This window comes from Streptomyces sp. NPDC111520 (assembly GCF_055635295.1).
Genome location: NZ_JBVKBW010000001.1, coordinates 796,907 through 816,969 on the forward strand (window position 1 = coordinate 796,907; position 20,063 = coordinate 816,969).

Consider the following 20,063-nt stretch of genomic DNA (forward strand, 5'->3'; position numbering starts at 1 on the left):
TACCTGCTCCGCGCCGGTGAACCCCTCTCCGGCCTCACGGAGTTCACGCACTCCCTGCCGAGCCTGGGGGCCGGCCTGTGGGTCACCGTGCAGGCCACCGTCCTGGGCGCGGCACTCGCGCTGCTGCTCGCCTTCGTCCTCGGCTTCATGGCGCGCTCGCGGCGGCTGCTCGTGCGCGGCGGGGCCCGGGTGGTCGTGGAGTTCTTCCGCGGTACCTCGCTGTACGTCCAGATGTTCTGGCTCTTCTTCGCGCTGCCGATCCTCGGCTTCAAGCTCGTGCCGCTCGCCTGTGCCGTGGTCGCCTTCGGGCTCAACTACGGGGCGTACGGCTCGGAGGTCGTCCGGGGCGCCCTCGACGCCGTGCCCGCCGGGCAGCGGGAGGCGGCGGTCGCGCTGAGCATGACGCCCTGGCAGCGGATGCGCCTGGTGGTCCTGCCGCAGGCCTGGCCGCAGATGATCCCGCCGTTCGGCAACCTGCTGATCCAGCTGCTGAAGTGCACGCCCCTGATGTCGCTGATCACCATCTCGGACCTCACCTTCCAGATGGACCAGCTCCGTTCGACCACCGGTGACACCGCGACGGCGTACCTGCTGCTCCTGGTCGTCTACTTCGTCCTGGCGTACGCGCTGACGCTGGCCGTGAACGGCCTGGAGTCCGTGGCCAAGGCGCGGCTCGGGCAACCGGCGGGAGGTCGGGCCTGATGTGGAGCTGGGAGACGGCCCGCGAGGGCCTGCCGCTGATCCTGCGCGGCTTCGGGGTCACCCTGCTGGCCACGGTGCTGGGCTCGGCGCTCGCCGTCGTGCTGGGACTGGGGATCGCGGTGCTGCGGCGCGCGGCCGGCCGCTGGGTGACGCTGCCGCTGCGGGCGGCCGTGGAGTTCGTGCGCTCGACGCCGGTGATGATCCAGCTCTTCGCGGTCTGGGTGCTGGTGCCGGGCCTGGACCCGCTGGTGATCGGGATCACCGTGCTCGGCGTGCACTACGCGACGTACACCTCGGAGGTGTACCGGGCGGGCATCGACGCGGTGCCGAGGGGGCAGTGGGAGGCGGCCGTCGCGCTGTCGCTGCCGCGGGCGCGCACCTGGTCCGCCGTGGTGCTGCCGCAGGCGGTGCGGAAGATCGTGCCCGCCCTCGGCAACTACGTGATCTCGATGTTCAAGGAGACGCCCTTCCTCTCGGTCATCACCGTCGACGAGATGGTGCACGAGGCGAACCGCTTCGGCAGTGACCACTTCGCCTACCTGGAGGCGTTCACCATCGCGGCCGTGGTCTTCCTGGTCGCGAGCTGCCCCACCTCGATCCTGATGCGGAAGCTGGAGAAGCGCCTTGCTCACTGAAGAGTCCACCGTCCCCGCCGGGTCCCCGCCCACGGCGCCCGCCGTCCGCTTCGACCGGGTGGTCAAGCGGTACGGGGAGAACACCGTGCTCGACCACCTCGACCTGGAGGTCGGCCGCGGGGAGCGCGTCACGCTGATCGGCCCGAGCGGTTCCGGCAAGACGACCATCCTGCGGCTGCTGATGACCTTGGAGCGGGTCACCGAGGGCGTCATCCACGTGGAGGGCACGCCCTTCTCCCACATGCCGGGCCGCGGCGGGCGCCTCGTGCCGGCCGACGAGCGGCACCTGCGCGCCACGCGCCGCCGGATCGGCATGGTGTTCCAGCACTTCAACCTCTTCCCGAACATGAAGGTGCTGGACAACGTCACCGAGGCCCCGGTGCACGTCCTCGGCATGGACCGCGACGAGGCCGCCGAGCGCGCCCGCGGGCTGCTGGAACTGGTGGGGCTCGCCGACAAGCAGGACGCCCACCCCACCCGGCTCTCCGGCGGCCAGCAGCAGCGCGTCGCCATCGCCCGGGCGCTGGCGATGCGGCCCGACATCCTGCTGCTGGACGAGGTGACCTCGGCGCTCGACCCCGAACTGGTGGCCGGTGTGCTGGACGTGCTCAGGGACATCGCCCGCGACACGGACATCACACTGCTCTGCGTCACCCACGAGATGGGGTTCGCCCGGGACGTCTCGGACCGCGTACTGATGTTCGACGGCGGCCGGGTCGTCGAGTCGGGTCCGCCGGAGCGGATTTTCGGCTCCCCGGAGCACGCCAGGACCCGGGAATTCCTCGGTGCGGTGCTCTGAGGAAAATTGGTCCGTGCCCTTGGCATATGCCAGAGTGGCGCGTTCCTGCGTATACGCCTGAGGCCCCGTACGGAAAGCTCCAACGGGCTCTACTGCAAACAACATTGAGGCTATCGTGGAATCCGGCCCAGCTGCCGGGCCGCCCGTCGTGCCCGGCAGCCGTGACCAGCAGCTACAGCAAGGACGCAAACGGTCACACCTGTAGGGGGACACCGTGGCGCTTGAGCACCGACAGGTCGCGCCGGTCTACGCGGTCCAGCACGCGCTGCGCGTGCTCGAGACCGTGGACAAGCACAGGAACGGCGTCACCGCCGAGCAGCTCGCCCGCGAAATCGGGGTACCCATCGCCTACCTCGGCCAACTCCTCGCGATGCTCAACCGCGAGCGCTACCTCAACGCCCTGCCCGGCGGCGGGTACGCGGTCGGGGAGTCGCTGGTCCTGCTGGGCAGCGCCAGCCGCGACCTGGCCCTCGGCGAGAAGATCAAGAAGATCCTGACGGCCCTGCGCGACGAGGTCGGCGCGGCCGTCTACTTCAGCCGCTACGACGACGGCGAGGTCAAGATCGTCGACTTCGCCGACGGCCCGGCGGCACCCAAGGTCAACGAGTGGGTGGACTTCCGCTTCGCCGCCCACGCCAGCGCGGTCGGCAAGTGCCTGCTCACCCAACTCGACCACAACGGACGCCGCGACCACCTGTCCCGGCACAAGACGGTACGGCTCACCTCCAAGACGACGATCAGCGAGAAGCTGCTGCTGACCAAGCTGGAGAGCCAGCCGGCCAGCACCCCGACCCTGGACATCCAGGAGTACGCGATCGGCACGGTCTGCGCCGCGATCCCGATCACCGTCGGCAAGGCGGTCGGCTGCCTCGCCCTCTCCCTGCCCGTCACCCAGGCCCACCGCCTCAAGGGCGCGGCCGACACCCTCAACGAGCGCGCGGCGCCGGTGCTGCTCTCACTGGCCCTCTGAGGCCGCGACGACCGCGCACCCGACCGGACCACGACGAAGGGCGCCCCTCCCGGAGGAGGGGCGCCCTCTCGCTGTGCGCCGCCAGGGACTCGAACCCCGAACCCGCTGATTAAGAGTCAGCTGCTCTGCCAGTTGAGCTAGCGGCGCGTGCAGGACAATCATACGGGGTCCCGGGGGGTGCTCATGACCACGCCCGCCGGCCCCGGGGCCGGACCGGGTCCCCTCGCCGAACTCCCGCACGGACGCCCGTCACGCGGGCATGCTGAAGGGCCCGGCAAGAGGGGGGAGGTATGCCGGGCCCATCAGCGTGGGGGGAGGGGGTGTGGCTTATTTGGGGGGTGTTGTTGTCTTTGGGGGTACTGCCCGCCGGTCGGCTACCAGACGATGTCGTTGGGAGCCGCCCAGACGATGTCGCCTTGCGCAGCGGGCTGCGCCGAAGCAGTGGTCGCGCCGATCAACCCCAATGAGATGGCGGCGACGACGCCCAGAACTACACGGAGGGCGTTGCGACGAATCGATGACATGGCAGACCTGTCCTGGGGGTGTGAGCTGGGGTATTGCTGGTTGGGGGTGCCGGTCCGGTCTGGGGGAACCGTACGACTGACTGAATTCTGTCGGACGCCGGGCCGCTGGTCTGTAGTTTTCGCGTTCCGGATTCGGACATGGCCCTATGCGGACACATGGGACCGGATGGGCCCCGAAGGGTCCATACACGAGCCCCGCCCCTTAACCTGATCGAAGCCGGGGGTGACGTGAAGCATTGGGGGTGCGAGCAGTGACCGACGACCTTCTGCGCGCCCGGGCGCAGGAACTCTACGCCTTGGCGCTTGCCGACGCCGACTGGGCGCCCGAAAGTGTCTGTGCTCTCACCGGATGGTCACGCGCGGAACTGGAAGCGGCGGTGCACTGCCTGGCGGACCTGGGACTCGCGGCGCAGTTCCCGTCCTCCCGCAGCGGCTGGTCGGTACACTCCCCCGCGACGGCGATGGCCCAGCTGATCGAGGGCAGCCGCCGGCGCACCGAGGACCTGGTCCAGACGATCACGAGCGCCCACACCGCCCTGAGCCGCGTGGCGGCCGACTTCCAGCCCGTGCACATGCGCCAACTCGCTGAGGCACGCATCGAGGTGGCCGCGCAGCCCGCCCAGATAGCGGCGATCCTGGACGAGGCGGCCAGCACCGTCACCACCGAGATCCTCTCGATGCACGCGAGCGTGCAGGAGGAACACCTGGGCGACTCCCGCAACCGCGACGCGCTCAGCCGCGGCGTCCGCCAGCGGTCCATCTACCTGGCGACCGCGGCGGCGGTTCCGAACATCCGTACGCATCTGCGGACCTTCGTGAACGACGGCGGCGAGGTGCGCACCACCGCGACGCTCCCGATGAAGATGATCATCGTGGACCACACGCTCGCCGTCGTGCCGGCGCTCGGGCTCGACGAGGGCGGCGGCGACGGCAACTCGGGCTCCGCCATGGTGCTGCGAAGCCCCGCCATGGTGGCCGTGCTGCGGCAGATGTTCGAGCACTGCTGGGCCGCGGCCTCGGACCTGTTCACCGACGACGTCGGCGCCGCCCCTGCCGCACGGCACCGGGAGGTCGTCCGGCTGCTCGCCTCCGGGCTCACGGACGAGGCCATCGGCCGGAAGCTGGGCCTGTCCGACCGGACGGTACGGCGGATAGTGGCCGAGCTGATGCAGCAGATAGGGGCGGACAGCCGGTTCCAGGCGGGGGTGAAGATGGTCCGCCTCGGATGGCTGGACGACGACCCCACGCTCCTGGACGACGTGGTCGGGAGCACCCCCACAGGTCCGGTAGGATCCTCTCTGTCGGTGAGCGCCGCTAGCTCAACTGGCAGAGCAGCTGACTCTTAATCAGCGGGTTCGGGGTTCGAGTCCCTGGCGGCGCACAGCGAGAGGGCGTCCTTCCTACGGGAAGGGCGCCCTCGCTCATTTGTGCGGCAAGGGCGGCGTCCCGGGTGACTCGGTGCGAAAATATCCCGTAACGATGATGTGAGAGCTCTACGGGGGCTCACGAGGAGGCCATGCGCGCGCACGATCCGCCGCCGCCCGGCACGGGCAGGGAGGCCCGGCCGAGTCCAGGGGCCGCCTCGCCCGGGGGTCTGCTCGACCTGCTGCAGGTCGCGGCGATGGTGCTGGACCGGACCGGTCACATCGTGCTGTGGAGCCCGGAGGCCGAGCGTCTGTTCGGTTACTCGGCGGCCGAGGCGCTGGGCCAGAACGCCGGTCTGCTGCTGGTGGCGCCGGACAAGCTGGAGCTGGTCACCGAGTTGTTCAAGCAGGTCAGGGCGGGTGCCATCTGGCAGGGCGTGTTCCCGATCGTGCACGCCGACGGCACGACCCGCGACGTGGAGTTCCGCAACATGCGGATGCACGACGTGGACGGCGGCGTCTACGCCCTGGGCCTGGGCGCCGACCTCTCCACGGTGCGGCGCGTGGAGACGGACATGGCGCTGTCCGCCAGCCTCGTCGACCAGTCCCCGATCGGGCTCGCCGTCTTCGACACCGACCTGCGGATCGTGCGGGTCAACCGGGCCATGGAGGAACTGCACGGCCTGCCCGCCGCGGCCATGATCGGGCGCGGGGTGCGGGAGATCTCGCCCGGCGCGGAGTTCCGGGCGATGGAGGCCCGGATGCGGCAGGTGCTGGAGACCGGGGAGCCGCTGCTGGACCTGGAGACGGTGGTGCGGACCTACGCCGACCAGGAGCACGACCACGCCTGGTCGGTCTCGTACTACCGGATCCAGGACCCCACCGGGCGGGTGCTGGGCCTGGCCGCGTCGATCGCGGACTTCACCGAGCGCCACCAGGCGGCCGAGGAGATCGCCGAGGCCCGCGGCCGGCTCGCGGTGATCGCCGAGGCCGGCACCCGGATCGGCACCACGCTGGACCTGCAGCAGACCGCACGGGAGCTGGCCTCGGTGGTGGTGCCGACGCTCGCCGACATCGCCACCGTCGACGTGCTGGACGAGGTGCTGCGCGGCGGCCCGGTGCCCAAGGTGCGCGCCCAGCAGTCGGCCGAGTTCCGGGCGCTGGCCGTCGCCGCCGCCGAGTCCGGCGAGGCGATCGGCGCCGTCGACCCGGTCGGCGAGCTGGCCCGGTACCCCGACGACCGGCTGATCACCAAGATCGTGCGGGAGGGCCTGCCGGTGGTCGTGCACCGGGTGAGCAGCCGCATGCTGCGCCGCATAGCCCGCGACGAACGGGCCGCCGCCCAGCTGAAACGGGCGGGGGCGCACTCCTACCTCGCCGCGCCGCTGATCGCCCGCGGCGAGGTGCTGGGGGCGGTGGGGATGTTCCGCACCCGCAACCAGAAGCCCTTCGACGACGAGGACCGGACCCTGGCGTTGGAACTGGCCGCCCGGGCCGCGATCTCCATCGACAACGCCCGGCTCTACGCGGGCGAGCGCAACGCGGCCCTCACCCTGCAGCGCAGCCTGCTGCCGCACGAGCCACCGCGCGTGGACGGGATCGAGATCTCCGCGCGCTACATCCCCGCCGTCCGGGAGGTCGGCGGGGACTGGTACGACGTCCTGCAGCTGCGGGACGGCAAGGTCGGGCTGATCGTCGGCGACGTGATGGGCAAGGGCCTCCACGCGGCCGCGATCATGGGCCAGCTGCGGACGGCGACCCGGGCCTTCTCCCGGCTCGACCTGCCGCCGCACGAGGTGCTGGCGCACCTGGACAACATCACCGGCAGTGCCGAGGGCGACTTCATCGCCACCTGCGTCTACGCCGTCTGCGACCCGGCGACCGGCCGCTGCCAGTTCGCCACCGCCGGGCACCTGCCGCCGGTGCTGGTGCCGCCCGGCGGTCGGGCCGAGCTGATCGACCTGCCCAGCGCGGTGCCGCTGGGCGTCGGCGGCATCCGCTTCCGCACGGTGGAGCGCAAGCTCCCCGAAGGCACCTTGCTGGCGCTGTTCACCGACGGGCTGGTCGAGGACCGCCGGCAGTCCATCGACGTGGGGCTGCGCACGCTGATGCGCGCGCTCAAGCTCAAGAGCCGCAACCGCTCGCTGGAGGACACCTGCGACGTCGTCCTGGGCGCCCGGATGCAGTCACCCGACGACGACGTCGCCCTGCTGCTGGCCCGGATGGGGGCACCGGCGGCGGGCGACGACGAACAGGCCGACGACGAGCCGCCCGGCTTCGAGGCGGCCGGCGGGAGCTGAGCCGCGGTTCCCGGCTCGCGGTACTCGGTCCACACTTCCCGGTCCACACTTCCCGGTCCACGCCTCCCCGTCCGTGGTCCTGCCGCTGGTCACCCGCGCACAACCGGACCAAATCGCTCATACGACCGGTTAACAACTCGTTTCACACCTTGCGATCAAGACGGGCATTCAGGGACGCTGGGACCGCAGGACATGTATGCGCCAAACGGACCTATGCGCCCTTACCGGTGAACGAAAGGGTCCGTTTCGGCGGCTTTTCGTGTGGGGCCCTGGGGAGGGCCCTCAGGGGGCAAGGGGGGTGAATTCAGGCGTTACCTCACGGTCGTCCGGTCGTTGACGAGTCATGGCCGGCCTCACGCGACCCGGAGGCCACAGAACGCCCACGCATGCCCCGGGGGCGGGGGGCCGCAGCGCCCGGGGCGCCGACACCGCCGCGACAGCGGCGCGACATGCTTCGGGGGGAGCATCCACATGCCGCCGACACCCGGCGCCCAGCAGTACACGACCGACCCCAGGGCCGGCACAGCCGTGCCCGTCATACCCCAGCAGTCCCGTCCCGGCCCGTCCCGGCCGGACCCCGGCGCGGCCGCGCCCCGGTACGACTACGAGCACTACAGCAGACTCGCGGGCCCGCTCACGGAGCCGGAGCCCGGCGTCCCGTACCGGGTGAAGTACCGCAGCCTGCTCTCCGAGGAGCCCCACCGGATACGCGCGGCGCTGCTGCTCGGCGCGGCCCCGGTGCTCTCGGCGGTGCTGCTCGTCTGGCTGATGCAGCCGGCCCACTGGACCCGCAGGGAGAACGCGCCGGGCTGGATGGTCGCCTGCGACGCCGTGATGCTGATATCCATCGGCCTGATCGAGCTCTTCCGGCTGATCAACGTGACGTCCAACGCCCACGCGACGCTCGTCGCGCGCGATCCGGTACCCGTGGTCCCGGAGAAGGGCAGCAAGGTCGCCTTCGTGACCACCTTCGTGCCGGGCAAGGAGCCCCTGGCGATGGTGCGGGCGACCCTGGAGGCCGCGGTCCGCCTGCGGCACCGCGGCACACTGCACGTCTGGCTCCTGGACGAGGGGGACGACCCCGACGTCAAGCGCCTCTGCGAGCGCCTGAACGTACGCCACTTCACCCGCAAGGGCGTCGAACGCTGGAACCGGCCCAGCGGCACCTTCCGCGCCCGCACCAAGCACGGCAACTACAACGCCTGGCTCGACGCCCACGGCGACGACTACGACTTCTTCGCCTCCGTCGACACCGACCACGTCCCGCTCCCCAACTTCCTGGAGCGGATGCTCGGTTACTTCCGCGACCCGGACATCGCCTTCGTCGTCGGGCCGCAGGTCTACGGCAACTACGACAGCGCCGTCACCAAGGCCGCCGAGAGCCAGCAGTTCCTCTTCCACGCGCTCATCCAGCGGGCCGGCAACCGCTACGGCTCCCCCATGTTCGTCGGGACCAACAACGCGGTGCGCGTCAGCGCCCTCAAGGGCGTCGGCGGGCTGTACGACTCCATCACCGAGGACATGGCCACCGGCCTGGAACTCCACCGGCACCGCAACCCCGCCACCGGCCGCAGATGGCGCTCGGTCTACACCCCGGACGTGCTCGCCGTCGGCGAGGGGCCGACCTCCTGGACCGACTTCTTCACCCAGCAGTTGCGCTGGAGCCGCGGCACCTACGAGACGCTCATCAAGCAGTTCTGGAAGGTTCCGTTCACCCTTTCCCCGGGGCGCCTGCTCAACTACACGCTGATGGTCGTCTACTACCCGATGACGGCCGTCAACTGGGTGCTGGGCGGCCTCAGCTGCGCGCTCTTCCTCGGCCTGGGCGCCTCCGGCATCCAGATCGACTCCGAGGTCTGGATGATGCTCTACAGCGACGCCGCGGCGCTGCAGATCGGCCTGTACGTGTGGAACCGGCGGCACAACGTCAGCCCCCACGAGCCGGAGGGCTCCTCGGGTGCGGCGGGCATGGTGATGTCGGCGCTGTCCGCGCCGATCTACGCCCGTTCGCTGATGGACGCGGTGCTGCGGCGCAAGAGCGGGTTCGTGGTCACGCCCAAGGGCGACTCCGCGAGCCCGGACCGGCTGCTGTCCACCTTCCGCATCCACCTGTTCTGGCTGCTCGTCTTCGGCGGCTCGCTCGCCGCCAGCTTCTTCAACGGCCACACCCACGTGGCGATGCGCACCTGGGCGACGCTGGCGTTCGTCCTGGCGCTGGCACCGGTCGCCGTCTGGTCCCTGTCCCTCGTCCGTGCCAGGAGCGCCGCCCGATGAGCTACCGACCCAGCCGCAGACTGCGGAAGATCGCCGTCGGGGGCACGGCCGTGGGGGTGCTCGCCGGGATGAACGCGCCCGCGATCTACGGCTACTCCGCCGCGAAGTACCACGACTACAAGATCAACCAGCCCGAGTACAAGGCCGCGTACGGCCACTGGGACCTCGTCGAGGTCCCCGAGGAGTTCCGGATCAACGCCATCCACGCGGCGCTGCTGCGCACCGGGAAGGTGCTGCTGATCGCCGGTTCCGGCAACGACGAGCGGAACTTCAAGGCCAAGTCCTTCAAGAGCGTGCTCTGGGACCCGGTGGAGAACTCCTTCAAGGAGGTCGACACCCCCAAGGACATGTTCTGCGCCGGCCACACCCAGCTCGCCGACGGCACCCTGCTGGTGGCCGGCGGCACCGCCCGCTACGAGAAGCTCAAGGAGGCCGTGGACCGGGCGGGCGGCGCGATGCTCATCAAGAACGAGGACCCGGACGAGCCGCGGAACTTCCCCAAGGGCACGGTCTTCGTCAACAACGAGAACGGCCGATCCTTCCGGTCGGAGTTCCCCGTCAACGTGCCCCGCGCCAAGAAGACGGTCGACGCCCGGACCGGCGAGGTCACCGTGACCGCGAGCGAGGCACGGGTCTTCGTGCAGTCGCTGGTCAAGGGCGAGAAGGGCATCGTCAACACCGCGGCGCAGTACGGGATCAGGGGCCTCGCGGGCGAGGACCGGGAGAACCTCTACGGGCTGGCCACCAAGCTCGGCCTGGACAAGAAGGACTTCCAGGGGATCAAGGAGACCTACGAGTTCGACCCGGTCGCCGAGGCCTACGTCCCGGTCGACCCGATGAACGAGGCCCGCTGGTACCCGACGCTGGTCACCCTCGCCGACGGCCGGGTGCTGTCGGTCTCCGGGCTGGACGACATCGGCCAGGTCGTGCCGGGCAAGAACGAGGTCTACGACCCGAGGACCCGCAGGTGGACGTACACCACCGAGCGCTACTTCCCCACCTACCCGGCGCTGTTCCTGATGAAGGGCGGGAAGATCTTCTACTCGGGCGCCAACGCGGGGTACGGGCCGGCCGACGAGGGCAGGGTCCCGGGTGTGTGGGACCTGCGCACCAACCGCTTCACCGCGGTGGGCGGGCTGGAGGACGCCGGGGACCTGGAGACCGCGGGTTCGGTGCTGCTGCCGCCCGCGCAGGACCAGAAGGTGATGGTGCTGGGCGGCGGCGGGGTCGGCGAGTCGCACTCCTCGACCACCCGCACGGCCGTGGTGGACCTGGACGCCGCGGACCCGCGCTACACGACCGGTCCCGACCTGCCCGAGCCGACCCGGTACCTGAACACGGTGATCCTGCCCGACGACACCGTGTTCACCACCGGCGGCTCCCGCGACTACCGGGGCCGCGGCGCCAGCGACGTCCTGCGGGCGCAGATCTACGACCCCGCGGACAACGCCTTCCGGGAGGCGGCCGACCCGTCGGTGGGCCGCAACTACCACTCCGAGGCGCTGCTGCTGCCCGACGGCCGGGTGGCGGTCTTCGGGTCCAACCCGCTCTTCGGGGACGCGGCCGACACCAAGCCGGGCTTCTTCGAGCAGCGGATCGAGGTCTACACCCCGGCGTACCGCTACCGGGACTCCCGGCCCTCGCTCGGCGAGGGCCCGGCGCTCGTCCGGCGCGGTGGCACGGCCACGTACCGGACGGCGTACGCGGAGCACATCGAGACGGCACGGCTGATGCGGCCGAGCGCGGTCACCCACGCCACCGACGTGGAGCAGCGGTCGATCGCGCTGGACGTGCGGCGGGGGGAGGGGACGGTGAGCGTGACCGTCCCCGCGGACCCGTCGATCGTGCCGCCGGGCTGGTACATGCTGGTCGTCACCGACGACGAGGGCACGCCCTCCGAGGCGCGCTGGGTGCGGGTGACCTGAGGCCGGGGGTCCGGCGCGCGGTCAGGAGGCCGCGCGCCGGGCCAGCCCCAGGGCGTACTCGGGCCACCAGTCGCCGGCCTGCGGGCCGCCCTTGCAGGTGCCGTCGGAGTCGCCGGGGCGCTTGATCCACAGGTAGGCGTCGACGAGTCCGTCGCCGGTGTCGGTGGTGGGCGGGGTGCCCAGACCGCGGCCGGGCGGGTTGCACCAGGCCTCGTCGTGGGCGCCGTCGAGGGGGCCGCGGCCGTTGCGGCTGGTGTCGATGACGAAGTGCTTGCCGCCGAGCCGGGCGGACAGCTTCCTGCCGTAAGCGGTGTTCGCGGCGGTGGTGTAGAAGTTCGAGGTGTTGAGGGCGAAGCCGTCGGCACCGGCGATGCCGGCCGCGCGCAGCGGGCCCGCCAGGCGCGCGGGGTCGCTGACCCAGCCGGAGTTGCCGGCGTCGAGGTAGACCCGTGCGCGGGGAAGCGCGCCGAGGGTGTCCACGGCGTGGGTCAGCAGGGCGTAGCGCTCGTCGTGGAACCCGGCCGGTGTGCAGCCGTCGACGAGGTGGGTGAGGGCGTCCGGTTCGAGCACCACCAGGGCCTCGCGGTCGCCGATGCCGGCCGCGACCTCGGCCACCCAGGCGCGGTAGGCGGCGCCGTCGGCGGCACCGCCCCGGGAGTACTGGCCGCAGTCGCGGTGCGGGATGTTGTAGAGCACGAGCACGGGCACCCGGCCGTCGCGGGCGGCGGACTCGGTGTAGGTCCTGGCCCGCGCCTCGGCGTCGTCCTGGCCGATCCACTCGGCGACGGGCCGGCCGGCGATCCTCTCCAGCAGCTCGGCGTCGGCCTCCCGGCCGCCCGCGCGCCACTGCGCCACCTGCCGGGCCGCGGCCGTGTCGGGGTTGACCCAGAACGGCGCCCCCGCCGTGCTCGCGGGGCTGCTGCTCCGGTCGTCTCCGCCCTTGTCCTGGTGCCCCCCGGGCCTGCCGGTGCCGAAGCAGCCGCCGAGGGCGACGGAGAGGAGTCCGGCGGCGGACACGGCGCACGCCGCTCTGCGCAGCGGGCCGGTGTTGGTGCCGAACATCCACTCCCCCTTGGATGGCGGGACGAGACCGGTCATCCTCAATCCTGACATACCGAACCCTCAACGAGCCCTGGGATCGGGCCAGTCCGCGACTTTCCCGTCGAATGCCGCGTCTCGTCCGCATGGCAGAATCCCCCGGCGAAGCCGTGGCCGCCGAGGGCTGGAGCCGTACGTGACAGAGCACCCGACGCACAGTGCGCGCGAGCTGCGGCTCGCCGAGGTCTTCGTGGAGTTCGCCGACACCCTGGACGGCGACTTCGACGTGGGCGTCTTCCTGGAGCGGGTGGCCGACCGGTGCGTGGAGATGCTGGACGTGACGGCGGCCGGGCTGCTGCTGGACGACGGCCGCGGGGAATTGCGGACCGCGGCCGGCCGCGGCGGGGCGGGCGAACTCCTCGGGCGGCAGCGGGAGGAGGGGCCGTGCCTGGAGTGCTACCGGGGTTCCGACGTGGTCACCGCCCCGGACCTGGCGCGCTGCGACGACCGCTGGCCGCACTTCGCCCCGCTCGCCCGCGACCGGGGCTTCCTCGCGACGTACGCCGTGCCGCTGCGCCGCAGGGCGCAGGTGATCGGGGCGCTCAACCTGTTCCGGGAGGTGCCCGGCGATCCGCCGCGCGGTGACGTGGCGCTGGCCCGGGCGTTCGCGGACGCCGCCGCCGTCGGGATCCTCCAGGAACGGGCCCGCCAGCGGCAGGAGTCCTTGGCCGCCCAGTTGCAGGCCGCGCTGGACAGCCGGGTCGTGCTGGAGCAGGCCAAGGGCGTGCTGGCGGAACGCTGGGGCGTCGGTGTGGACGAGGCGTTCACGGCGCTGCGGCGGTACGCGCGCACCCACCGGGTGCGGCTGGCGGACCTGGCCGCGGGCGTGGTGGGCGGCGCGGTGGACTCCGACGCCCTGCGGGGGCCCGGCGGTTGACGCGCGGCGTCCTCCGGCGGACGTGACCCCCGGGGCCGGGAGCGTGCTCGGCGCCGGCGGCTCCACCCGCCGCCACGGGGCCGGCCACGACGTCCGGGCGCGGGGTGCCCGTGGCCGGCGCGGGCGAACACCCGTGCCGGAGTGGCGGTTCCGGCTCCCGGTGCGGACCCGCCCCGAACACGGGTCCGGGTCCGGGGCGCGGGCGCGGGCGCGGGCCGGGATCGTCGCGCCCATGTCGACCAGCCGCACGACGCCGGAGGTCAACGGCCGCACCCGCGCGTCCTCCGGGTTCGCGGCCGGTCGCGGTCCGCGGCCACGGCGGCCCCGCTCGGCACGGCGCCGGCCGGCGGCCCGCCCGGCCGGGCCCCGGGTCCGTCCTCGGCCGGGCCCGTGCCGGGGCGCCGGGCATAGGGTGGGGCCCACCACCCCGGACCCCGGTGGCGTCCCGTGCCGTTCCCGTCCCTGCCGCACTCGCCAGGCTCCCGCTCCCGGAGACGTCCCATGTCCGACGACGCCACAGACGCCACGCCCCTGATCCACCGGCGCACCGACGGGTCCAGCACCCTGGTGACGCTCGGCGGCGCCGTGGACGCGCTGACCGCGCCCGGGGTGTCCGCCGCCCTGGACGCGCTGACCGGCGCCGGCCGCCCGGACATCGTGGTGGACCTGCGGCCGGTGGAGTTCATCGACTGCAGCGGCCTGTCGGCGCTGGTACGTGCCCGGCGCCGCGCCGAGGAACGCTCCGGGCGGGTACGGCTGGTGTGCCGGGACGAGTTCACGCTGCGCACGCTGCGGGCCACCCGGCTGACCCGGTGCTTCACCATCCTGCGGGACTGGCCGGAGCCCACCGGCTGACGCGCGCGCCCACCCACGCGCCCCCAACACGCCCTAGCCCGGCCGCGTTCAGGTGTTCTAGCCTGACCGAGCGGCCCTGGACCCCGGTCGCCGGAAGTGCCTCCTACGCCTCCAGGACGTGGTCCGGCCATGGCCAAGCTCGCGGCCTCCTCACGACTGTCCCTGTCCGATCCGCGCAGATCCGCACTCGACTCCTGGACCTTCTCCCTGCGGCGCGCCCCCGGCGGCGAGGCCCTGGCCGCCCGGATGAGCGGTGCGGCGCTGGAGACCCTGGCGTACGGGCCCGCCGCGCAGCGGGTGGCCGAGGCGGTCGCGGTCGCCTGCGGCTACGTCGTCGCCTACGGGCAGGCGCCCCGGTTCCGCGTCACCCTGGGCGTGGACGGCGGCCGTTGTGCGGTGTGCGTGACCGACACCGGTTACGGCCGGCCGCCCGGCGGGTCCGCGCAGGGGCCGGCGGAGCCGCCGTCCCCGGACGAGACCACCCGGCTGTGCCGGACGCTGACCGGCACCGGCACGGGAACGGGCGGGCCGCTGGACGGGGTGCAGGTGCACCACACGGCCGACGGCGCGGTGCTGGTGCGCTTCCGCGCCCGGCTGCCCGAACCGGGCGGTCCGGGGCGGGCCCACCGTCTCTCCCCTGACGCGCCGGACCACTCCCGCGGTCCCGGCGCCCGAGGGTGAGGAGCGCCCGGCCGGCGGCTCCGGGAGGAGCGGACCGCGGGCCGGGCGCTGTGACCCCTCGTGGGGTGCGGGAGGCGTGGAGGTGCCGTCAGACCACCGGGGTGAGCCGCACGGTCCGCCCCTCGCGGGCCGAGACGGCGGCCGCCTCGATGACCGCGAGCGCGTCGGCGGCCTCGCGGGCGGTGACCGGCGGGGCGGTGCCGTCACGCAGGGCGGCGGCGACGGCCGCGTAGTACGCGGGGTAGTCGCCGGGCAGGGTCGGCACGGGGCGCACGTCGTCGCCCGCGCCCAGCACGCCCCATTCGGCCTCCGGTTCGGTGCCCCACACGGCGCCGGGCGCGGGGCGGGCGCCGTCGCGCAGTTCCGCCTCCTGCGGGTCCAGACCGTGCTTGACGTAGCCGGCGGCACTGCCGAGCACCCGGAAGCGGGGGCCGAGCTGCGCGGTCGTGGCGCTCATCCACAGGTGGGAGCGGACGCCCCCGGCGTGGGTGACGGCCACGAAGGCGTCGTCGTCGACCTGGGCGCCGGGGCGGCGCACGTCGAGCTCGCCGTAGACGGAGACGGCGGGGCCGAAGAGGGTGAGCGCCTGGTCGACGAGGTGGCTGCCGAGGTCGTAGAGCAGACCGCCGACCTCGGCGGGGTCGCCGGACTCGCGCCAGCCGCCCTTCAGGCTCGGCCGCCACCGCTCGAAGCGGGACTCGAAGCGCCACACGTCGCCCAGCTCGCCGCGCTCCAGCAGCCCGCGAAGGGTGAGGAAGTCGTTGTCCCAACGGCGGTTCTGGAAGACCGAGAGCAGCAGGCCGCGCTCGTCGGCGAGGTCCGCGAGGGCGCGGGCCTCGGCCGCGGAGCCGGCGACCGGCTTGTCGACGACGACCGCGAGCCCGGCCTCCAGGGCGGCGGTCGCCAGCGGGACGTGGGTCCTGTTCGGCGAGGCCACGACGATCAGGTCGAGCTCGCCGGCCCGCTTCCACAGCTCGTCCGGGGTGCCGGCCAGGCGGACGTCCGGGTACTCGGTGCGGGCCTGCGCCTGGCGCTCCGGGTTGCTGGTGACGACGGTGTCCAGGACGAGGCCGTCGGTGGTGGCGATCAGCGGGGCGTGGAAGACCGAGCCGGCCAGACCGTAGCCGACCAGCCCGACGCGAAGAGGTGCGGGAGACATGCGACCACTTAAGCAACGCTGTTGCCAAAGTGCAAGGGAAGCCGACAATGGGGAACGTGAACAGGGGAATCTCCGGGGCCAACCTGCCCGCGCTGCGCAGCCACAACGCCGCCCTCGTGCTGGGCCTGCTGCGAACCGCGACGGCCGGCGGGGGCACGGGCATCAGCCGTCTGGAACTGGCCGAGCGCACCGGGCTCACCCCGCAGGCGGTCAGCAAGATCACCGCGCGGCTGCGGGCCGACGGACTGGTCGACGAGGCGGGACGGGGCGCCCCCACCGGCGGCAAGCCGCGCACCCTGCTGCGGCTGGCGCGCCGCGCCCGCTACGCCGCCGGGGTGCACCTGGACCGCGACGAACTGACCGTGGTGCTCGCCGACCTCGCGGGCGGCGTGGTGGACGCCAGGACCGTCCCGCTGGACCTCGGCCGCCCGGCCGGGGAGGTGCTGGAAGCCGTGGCGGATCAGGTCCGGGAGACCGTCGGCGGCACGCCCGGCGCGGACGGGGCGGTGCTCGGCGCCGGACTCGCCTGCCCGGGCCCGCTCGACCACACCGCGGGGGTGCTGCACCGCGTCACGGGCCTGCCGGGTTGGGAGGGCTACCCGCTGCGCGACGCGCTGGCCGCGGACCTGGGACTGCCGGTCGTGCTGGACAAGGACACCAACGCCGCCGCGCTCGCCGTGCTCCCGCCCGGCGCCGAGGGCGAGTACGTCGGAGAGGGCGGAGACGACGGGCCGGGGCCGGGCGGAACGGGCGCCGGGGACTCGTTCGGCTACCTGCACCTGGGCACCGGGCTCGGCGCGGGCCTCGTGCTGGACGGCACCCTGCACCGCGGTGCCCGCACCGGCGCGGGCGAGTTCGGCCACCAGGCGGTCGCCCTGGACGGGCCCGAGTGCGCCTGCGGCAACCGGGGCTGCCTGGAGGCGCTGTGCCTGGCCGCCGTCGGCCGCGGCGACACCGCCGGGGCCGCGCGACTGCTCGGCGTCGGCGCCGCCAACCTGGTCTCCCTGCTGGACATCGACCGGGTCGTGCTCGGCGGCCGTACGGTGCTGGCGGACCCCGGGCTGTTCGCGCGCGAGGTGGCCGCCGCCATGGACCCGCGCACCCTGCGGGCGGCCGGCCGTACGGTGCCGGTCACCGTCGCGCCGGCGGGCCGGCGGGTGGTCGCCGAGGGGGCCGCGCTGCTGGCGCTGGCGCCGCTCTTCGGCCAGACGGCGGTGGGCTAGCCGCCCGTACGGGTGCGGCGGGCGGGCCCGCGCCGCGTCGTGCGGTGATATCAGCGGATGACCGTGAGAGCTTCGCTGCCCATGAGGTGGTGCAGCGCTCTGGCCGTCGCGGCGGCCGCGGTCGTGGCGGCGGCCCCCCGGACACCCGTGGAGCCCTTCCCGGTCGACGCCCGGCTGCTGGACGGCCCACCGGTCTACACGGCGGGGGCCGGACCCCGCGAGTTCCGGGTGGAACTGGAGAACACCTCGCGCGGGCCGCTGCGCGACGTCCACCCGGTCCTCGTCTTCGTCGACCGCGGACGGAAACTGACGGCCGGGCAGATCCGCCTGGAGTACCGGAAGGCGACGTCCGTCGCGGGGGCCGGGAACACCGCCCGGGACCGCACGTGGCGGCCGGTGGCCGTCGAGCACACGGACAACGACGAGAACATCGCCGTGCTGGGCGGCGCGCACGGGCCGGGCACCACGCTCCCCCCGCGCCGGAAGGTGACGATCGCGCTGCGGCTGCGCTTCACCGCGGACACACCCGCCGGGCCGGTCACCGCGTCCGCCACGATCATGGAGCGGCGCGGCCAGGACGGCGACTGGGTCGGGGAGTCCACCGGCTACGACTTCGACGTCGTACCGTCCCGGCACGCCCCGGCCGGGCCGCAGTCCCCGCGCCCCGGCCGGACCGGCGAGGAGGGGCGGCCGGACGGCGGCGGGGACGGGGACGGTGGCGGGGACACCGGCACCGGACCGGGCGAGACGCCGGGCGCGCGGCCCGGCGGGTCCCCGGCACCGGATCCCTCCACGGGCGGCGGGCCGGGCGGCGGGCCCGGGACCGGGCGGGAGCCCTCCGCGGGCGGCGCGCCGGACACCGGACCCGGGGGGCACCCGGGGACGGGCAAGGGCGGCGAGACCGTCCCGGAACTCGCCGCCACCGGCGACCCGCACCGGGCGCCCGCGCTGGTGCTCACGGGCGCCGGAGTGCTCATGGTCATGGGCGGTGCGGCCCTGAGGTTCAGCCGCCGAGGGTGAACCAGGTGCTGCGGGACTTCTGCCACTCGGGGTGGCTGAGGTCCTTGGCCTCCTTGCCGTCCCCGTACAGGTCGGCGGCGCCGTTGTCGGTCATCAGCTGCGCCCGGGCGCCGGCCGCGGTGAGGTCCGGGACGTCCACGACGGCCTCCCAGGCGCCCGGGTCGGAGGTGGGCAGGTCGAGCAGCTTCACGGGGGCGCTGCCGGCGTTGCCGTCCCAGGAGTACAGGGCGTACGGGTCGCTGTTGTCGTCGGCGGCCCAGGAGCCGGCCAGGATCAGGTACTGCCCGGCGGCGTTGCGGCGGATGTCGCGGACGCTGAGGCCGCCGAGGTCGAGGGTGACCGGGGTGCCGAAGGTGGCGTGGACGGAGGTGTTGGGCTTGCCGCCGACCAGCTTGTCGAGGTTGGTGACCGGCACCAGCAGGGCCTTGCCGCCGGAGGCCGGGGGCACCAGCGGGGCGCGGAAGCCGATGTACGCGGTGCTGGTGGAGCCGGGCGCGAACTCCATGCCCTCGGCGTTGAAGCCGTCGACGGCCTTGGGTATCTCGCCGGAGGCGGCGCCCGAGGCGAAGCCGTAGCGGTTGCCGTTCGCCTTGTCCCAGGCGATCAGGTCGGCGCGCAGGCCCTCGTAGTAGCCGGAGACGGCCAGCTGGGTGTCGGCGCCGCTGCCGGTGACGGTGGTGGCGAAGAGCGTGGAGCGGTCGGCCTTGACCTCGCCGTCCTTGTTGTTGCCCATGGAGCCGGTCCAGTAGATGGTGTTGCCCGCCCGCGTGCCGGCCTCGATGTCGATCTCGGAGGAGGCGCCGGCCTTGGAGCCGATGTCCCAGGTGCGCACCGGGGCGCCGGAGCCGTCGCGCCGGTACAGCCGCAGCACGTTGCTCTCGTCGTCGGCGACGACCATGTAGCCGCCGCCGACGTCCACGGCGGCGGAGGCGTCGCTGGAGCCGGTGGTGTAGCGGGTGTCGGCGGCGCGGGTGACGGCGGCGGAGGCGGCGAAGTGCAGGGTCTTGGTGGCGGTCTTGCCGCCGAGGCCGGTCACCTTGACCGTGAGGTCGGCGTAGCCGCGGGCCCGGGGGGCGACCGTGAGGGTGCGGGTGCCGGCGGTGCCGGTGACGGTCACGTCTCCGGTGCCGGCGACCGAGGTCTTGGTGCTGGCGGAGGCGGCGACGGTGAGCGCCGAGGCGTCCGCGCCGCTCTGCGCGACGGTGACCGTGACAGACGGGTCGGCGGTCGCGCCGACCGCGCCCGAGAGGTAGGAGGCGGACAGGGAGATCGTCGGGGTGCCGTACGAGGCGGCGCCCGCCGGGGTGCCGAGGAGCGGCACCATCGTGGCGGCGAGCACGGTGGCGACCGCGCCGGGGACGAGGGTGGCCGTGCGGGAGCGGGACAGCATCGGTGGACGCCCTTCCAAGATCGCTGCGGAAATGCGGGGAGAGCCTGCTCCGCGGCCCCCAACTCCCGCCGCCCGCCGGATGATCATCAGGTGAACGTCTCGCGGCGCGGCGGCGCCCCGCGGCCCGGACGCCGCCGGGCCGCCGCCCGCCCGCGGCCGGGCACCCGCGCCCGTCTGCGAGGCGCCCTCACCGCTTGCGGCGGCGACTCCTCCGCCGCGGACGCCAAGGAGGTCACCGTCTACAGCGCCGACGGTCTCAAGGGCCAG

Annotated in this window: 18 protein-coding genes and 2 tRNA genes; 14 read left to right on the top strand and 6 right to left on the bottom strand. The window is 73.4% G+C overall.

All coding sequences use genetic code 11. From position 1 onward, the window contains the following. Window positions 1-3: 3 nt before the first annotated feature. The 4 genes from ehuC to ACZ7MY_RS03640 all read left to right on the top strand — a co-directional run bounded on the left by ehuC (window position 4) and on the right by ACZ7MY_RS03640 (window position 3,106). Window positions 4-702, top strand: a complete 699-nt coding sequence (ehuC, locus tag ACZ7MY_RS03625) for an ectoine/hydroxyectoine ABC transporter permease subunit EhuC (protein ID WP_499599370.1) — start codon at window positions 4-6, stop codon at window positions 700-702. Further along, window positions 702-1,337 (top strand): ectoine/hydroxyectoine ABC transporter permease subunit EhuD, encoded by a 636-nt coding sequence (ehuD, locus tag ACZ7MY_RS03630; RefSeq protein ID WP_499599211.1) that lies wholly within the window; start codon window positions 702-704, stop codon window positions 1,335-1,337. Before ehuC ends, ehuD begins: the two co-directional genes overlap by 1 nt. After that, window positions 1,327-2,136: an ectoine/hydroxyectoine ABC transporter ATP-binding protein EhuA gene (gene ehuA / locus ACZ7MY_RS03635; protein ID WP_499599212.1), complete on the top strand. Its 810-nt coding sequence runs from the start codon at window positions 1,327-1,329 to the stop codon at window positions 2,134-2,136. Before ehuD ends, ehuA begins: the two co-directional genes overlap by 11 nt. A gap of 214 nt (window positions 2,137-2,350) precedes the next feature. Beyond that, the gene (locus tag ACZ7MY_RS03640; RefSeq protein WP_499599214.1) at window positions 2,351-3,106 is read left to right on the top strand and encodes an IclR family transcriptional regulator; all 756 of its coding nucleotides are present in this window, start codon (window positions 2,351-2,353) and stop codon (window positions 3,104-3,106) included. Window positions 3,107-3,180: 74 nt separating this feature from the next. On the opposite strand, the gene ACZ7MY_RS03645 is transcribed toward ACZ7MY_RS03640, so the two are convergent. The 3 genes from ACZ7MY_RS03645 to ACZ7MY_RS03655 form a co-directional block, all read right to left on the bottom strand. Beyond that, window positions 3,181-3,253 (bottom strand) — tRNA-Lys (locus ACZ7MY_RS03645). 730 nt (window positions 3,254-3,983) lie between these two features. Further along, a complete protein-coding gene (locus ACZ7MY_RS03650) occupies window positions 3,984-4,334 on the bottom strand; it encodes a hypothetical protein (RefSeq protein ID WP_499599216.1) in 351 nt (116 codons plus the stop codon). Window positions 4,335-4,390: 56 nt separating this feature from the next. Further along, window positions 4,391-4,741: a hypothetical protein gene (locus ACZ7MY_RS03655; protein ID WP_499599218.1), complete on the bottom strand. Its 351-nt coding sequence runs from the start codon at window positions 4,739-4,741 to the stop codon at window positions 4,391-4,393. Here ACZ7MY_RS03655 and ACZ7MY_RS03660 point away from each other — a divergent pair. The 5 genes from ACZ7MY_RS03660 (at window position 4,740) to glxA (ending at window position 11,493) form a co-directional block, all read left to right on the top strand. After that, the gene (locus ACZ7MY_RS03660; RefSeq protein ID WP_499599372.1) at window positions 4,740-4,976 is read left to right on the top strand and encodes a hypothetical protein; all 237 of its coding nucleotides are present in this window, start codon (window positions 4,740-4,742) and stop codon (window positions 4,974-4,976) included. The two genes, ACZ7MY_RS03655 and ACZ7MY_RS03660, sit on opposite strands and share 2 nt — an antisense overlap. Next, window positions 4,939-5,011 (top strand) — tRNA-Lys (locus ACZ7MY_RS03665). Before ACZ7MY_RS03660 ends, ACZ7MY_RS03665 begins: the two co-directional genes overlap by 38 nt. Before the next feature lie 135 nt (window positions 5,012-5,146). After that, on the top strand, window positions 5,147-7,294 hold the full coding sequence (locus ACZ7MY_RS03670; RefSeq protein WP_499599219.1) for a SpoIIE family protein phosphatase: 2,148 nt from the start codon (window positions 5,147-5,149) through the stop codon (window positions 7,292-7,294). Between the two features lie 471 nt (window positions 7,295-7,765). Next, on the top strand, window positions 7,766-9,568 hold the full coding sequence (locus ACZ7MY_RS03675) for a glycosyltransferase family 2 protein (protein WP_499599220.1): 1,803 nt from the start codon (window positions 7,766-7,768) through the stop codon (window positions 9,566-9,568). Further along, the gene (glxA, locus tag ACZ7MY_RS03680; protein WP_499599222.1) at window positions 9,565-11,493 is read left to right on the top strand and encodes a radical copper oxidase GlxA; all 1,929 of its coding nucleotides are present in this window, start codon (window positions 9,565-9,567) and stop codon (window positions 11,491-11,493) included. The genes ACZ7MY_RS03675 and glxA overlap by 4 nt, the downstream gene beginning before the upstream one ends. A 21-nt stretch (window positions 11,494-11,514) precedes the next feature. Here the strand turns inward: glxA and ACZ7MY_RS03685 are convergent, their stop codons facing one another. Next, a complete protein-coding gene (locus tag ACZ7MY_RS03685; protein ID WP_499599373.1) occupies window positions 11,515-12,555 on the bottom strand; it encodes a glycoside hydrolase family 6 protein in 1,041 nt (346 codons plus the stop codon). Between the two features lie 172 nt (window positions 12,556-12,727). On the opposite strand from ACZ7MY_RS03685, the gene ACZ7MY_RS03690 reads away from it, so the two are divergent. From ACZ7MY_RS03690 to ACZ7MY_RS03700, 3 genes are all read left to right on the top strand, one after another. Continuing rightward, entirely contained in the window at window positions 12,728-13,468 is a 741-nt protein-coding gene (locus tag ACZ7MY_RS03690) for a GAF and ANTAR domain-containing protein (RefSeq protein WP_499599223.1), read from the top strand. 501 nt (window positions 13,469-13,969) lie between these two features. Beyond that, window positions 13,970-14,323 carry an STAS domain-containing protein gene (locus ACZ7MY_RS03695; protein ID WP_499599225.1) on the top strand — a complete coding sequence of 118 codons (354 nt, stop codon included), beginning with the start codon at window positions 13,970-13,972 and terminating at the stop codon, window positions 14,321-14,323. Window positions 14,324-14,452: 129 nt separating this feature from the next. Continuing rightward, on the top strand, window positions 14,453-15,004 hold the full coding sequence (locus ACZ7MY_RS03700) for an ATP-binding protein (protein ID WP_499599226.1): 552 nt from the start codon (window positions 14,453-14,455) through the stop codon (window positions 15,002-15,004). An 88-nt stretch (window positions 15,005-15,092) separates the two neighbouring features. Here ACZ7MY_RS03700 and ACZ7MY_RS03705 read toward each other — a convergent pair whose 3' ends face one another. Next, a complete protein-coding gene (locus tag ACZ7MY_RS03705) occupies window positions 15,093-16,163 on the bottom strand; it encodes a Gfo/Idh/MocA family oxidoreductase (protein WP_499599227.1) in 1,071 nt (356 codons plus the stop codon). Window positions 16,164-16,210: 47 nt separating this feature from the next. Between ACZ7MY_RS03705 and ACZ7MY_RS03710 the strand changes: the two genes are divergently transcribed. Further along, window positions 16,211-17,386, top strand: a complete 1,176-nt coding sequence (locus ACZ7MY_RS03710) for an ROK family transcriptional regulator (protein WP_499599228.1) — start codon at window positions 16,211-16,213, stop codon at window positions 17,384-17,386. A 57-nt stretch (window positions 17,387-17,443) separates the two neighbouring features. Beyond that, entirely contained in the window at window positions 17,444-18,406 is a 963-nt protein-coding gene (locus tag ACZ7MY_RS03715; RefSeq protein WP_499599230.1) for a hypothetical protein, read from the top strand. On the opposite strand, the gene ACZ7MY_RS03720 is transcribed toward ACZ7MY_RS03715, so the two are convergent. Continuing rightward, on the bottom strand, window positions 18,390-19,796 hold the full coding sequence (locus ACZ7MY_RS03720) for a hypothetical protein (RefSeq protein ID WP_499599231.1): 1,407 nt from the start codon (window positions 19,794-19,796) through the stop codon (window positions 18,390-18,392). The genes ACZ7MY_RS03715 and ACZ7MY_RS03720 overlap by 17 nt on opposite strands. Window positions 19,797-20,063 lie beyond the last annotated feature (267 nt).